Raw genomic sequence first — 2,690 nt, 5'->3', positions numbered from 1 at the left:
CACCCGGTTCATACCCGGGCGGTCGAAGGTTCGAATCCTTTTCTAGGCACCATTTTGAAATTTTAAGCACAGATTAATCTGTGCTTTTTTTATTATTTATTCAAAAATTTTATTATCTCACTATTTACAAACGTAGGATTTTCTAAATTAGATATATGCCCAGCATTTGGAATAATACTAAATTTTGAGTTTTTAATTAATTTATGCATTTCAAGACTTTCATATGTAGGTCTAGGTAGATCTTCATCCCCAACTAAAAATAAGATTGGATTTTTAATATTTTTCATTTCATTTAGAAGATTTTCTCTTTGAAAAATTTCTCTTCCTAATTTAACAATAGTATCAATATTTTTCTCTTTTTTATTCATAAGTTCATTTTTAAAATTTCTATAAAAAACTCCTTTTGAATTTGTTTCATTTTTACTAAAAAACATTGGGGCAATTATATTTGCAAGTTCTTCTGGAATGTATTTTAGATGCTCAATGGTATTCAATAAACTTAGATATTTTTCTTGTGTTGAAATAGGCTCATCTCCAGAATATCCATCCATTAAAACTAATTTTTTAATTCGATTACTATAATTTAATGCTAAATAAGTACCTAACATAGCACCCACAGATAGGCCAATATAATTGAATTGTTTTATATTTAGTTGGTCTGCTATATTGACTATATCTTCAGTAAGCTCTTTAAGAGAACAAGTATCCTCGTTATTTAAAAAATCAGAATCACCATGTCCCCATAAATCTATAGAGATACACTTAAAATTTTTTGAAAGTTCTTCTAATTGAGGTTTCCACATATTACTATCCCAAAGATATGAATGAATAAAAATAATAGGATCTCCTTCTCCTAAAATATTTACTTTTATTTTTTTATTTTTTCTTAATGTAATATACATTTATTCACCACCTTTATATTGTTAGTTATAATTTTAATACAAAAAACTATAAAATGATAACTTTTTACATAAATATTGAAAAAATATACTTTGAATACTAAATTTTATACATTAAAATAAATATTTTATGTAAAAAAATAAGGGTATTCATGTAGATTTTATCTTTATATAAAATTTATTAGATATAATAAAATAAAAACAGATAAAAAATTAGGAGGATTTAATGAAAAAAATAATACTAATAATTATATCTACTTTTGTGTTATTAACAGGATGTAGTAGTGTAAATACAATAGTAAAAAAGAGAAATTTAGAAGTACAAACTCAAATGTCAGAAACAGTTTGGCTAAATCCAGAGTATGTAGGAGATAAAACAATTTTTGTTCAAGTTAAGAATACAACTCCAAAGACATTAAATATTGAAAATAGTATAAAAAGTTTATTAATTTCAAAAGGATATAAGATAACAAATAATCCTAAAAAATCAAACTATTGGCTGCAAGCTAACATTTTAAAGTTAAATAAAGAGGATTTAAGAAATAGTAATCCAGCAGAAGCAGGTTTAGTTGGTGCAGGAGTAGGAGGAGCGTTAGGAGCGTATAATACTGGTTCTGTAAATAGTGCAATAGGATTAGGTTTGGTAGGTGGAGTTGTAGCTACAGCTGCAGATGCTTTAGTTGAAGATGTTTATTATGTAATGATAACAGATATAGTAATAAGTGAGAGAACAAGTAAAAAAGTAACTATAGATAATGTAAATCTTATAAAGCAAGGAACTAGAGGAGTTGCAGCAACAACATCTGTAGATTCTGGAAATATGAATAAATATCAAACGCGTGTAGTTAGTACAGCAAATAAGGTTAATTTGAAATTTGAAGAAGCTACTCCATTATTAGAAGGGGAACTTATAAACTCAATTTCTAATATCTTTTAAAAAATACCCCAATCGAAATTTTCTTTTAGAAAAGAAATAGGTTGGGGTATATTTTTCTTGTATATCTTTTATAAGAAAGGGTATAATGAAAAAAATATAATTAAAATAAAGGAGAGAAAATGCATAGAAAAAGTCTTATTTTCATTTTTTTAATAACAGCTCTATTTTCTTTTAAGTTATTGGAACTATCAAAAGTAAAAAAAGATTTTATATACGTAGTTCCTAAGATAAAGAATTTTGAAGTGTTAGAGAGAAATATAGGGGAATATACATTATCTCCTATTGATGGGAATATTTTGAAAGAGAAAATAGAACAACGTAATTTTTTAAATGGTAGTTTATTTTATAATGTTCCAAATGGTGAATATATTTTAAAAGGAAAATATAAAGATGATTCAGATGAATACATTTTAAAGAAGCAGAAAAATTGGGAAAAAATATATTTAAATTTAGAGGGAGTAAAATTTTCTAAAATACAAGAGATTTTTCTGAATTTTTTAACAATATGCTTAATAGGCTTTAATATTTTTATATATTTAAATAGTAGACATAGGATTCCTAGAGGAAACAGTTTGAAAGTTATATTTTTTCTTTTAATAGGAAAAATGCTATTTAGTTTAAGGATAGGATTTCAAAATAACTATCTAATTATGGCTGAATATACAATAACACGAGTGCTTTTATTTTTATTAATATTTTATTTTTTAGAAAATATTTTATCTAAAAAATTTAAAAAGTTTAGAATTTTTATTTGGACTTGTTTGGGTATAATTTATTTTTACAATATAGTGACTCTCCTAATACTATATTCACCACAGTTTTATGTATATTTATTAGAGGAATCACCTATATTT

2 protein-coding genes and 1 pseudogene are annotated in these 2,690 nt (G+C 24.7%); 2 read left to right on the top strand and 1 reads right to left on the bottom strand.

Annotation, left to right across the window (positions count from 1 at the left end):
- Window positions 1-92: 92 nt before the first annotated feature.
- Window positions 93-902, bottom strand: a complete 810-nt coding sequence (locus Q0V08_RS11425; protein WP_297434839.1) for an alpha/beta hydrolase — start codon at window positions 900-902, stop codon at window positions 93-95.
- Window positions 903-1,125: 223 nt separating this feature from the next.
- Here Q0V08_RS11425 and traT point away from each other — a divergent pair, with 223 nt between their 5' ends.
- The gene (gene traT, locus Q0V08_RS11420) at window positions 1,126-1,836 is read left to right on the top strand and encodes a complement resistance protein TraT (protein ID WP_297434838.1); all 711 of its coding nucleotides are present in this window, start codon (window positions 1,126-1,128) and stop codon (window positions 1,834-1,836) included.
- Window positions 1,837-1,955: 119 nt separating this feature from the next.
- Window positions 1,956-2,690: pseudogene (locus Q0V08_RS11415) on the top strand (hypothetical protein); the annotation flags it as partial.

Source organism: uncultured Cetobacterium sp. (assembly GCF_947038635.1).
GTDB lineage: Bacteria > Fusobacteriota > Fusobacteriia > Fusobacteriales > Fusobacteriaceae > Cetobacterium_A.
The sequence above is the reverse complement of the archived record's forward strand: the minus strand, read 5'-3'. Positions and strand labels throughout refer to the sequence as shown.

Bases quoted from the DNA above. Each gene is read 5' to 3' on its own strand.
- Q0V08_RS11425 (WP_297434839.1), bottom strand. From the start codon at position 902: ATGTATATTACATTAAGAAAAAATAAAAAAATAAAAGTAAATATTTTA.
- traT (WP_297434838.1), top strand. From the start codon at position 1,126: ATGAAAAAAATAATACTAATAATTATATCTACTTTTGTGTTATTAACA.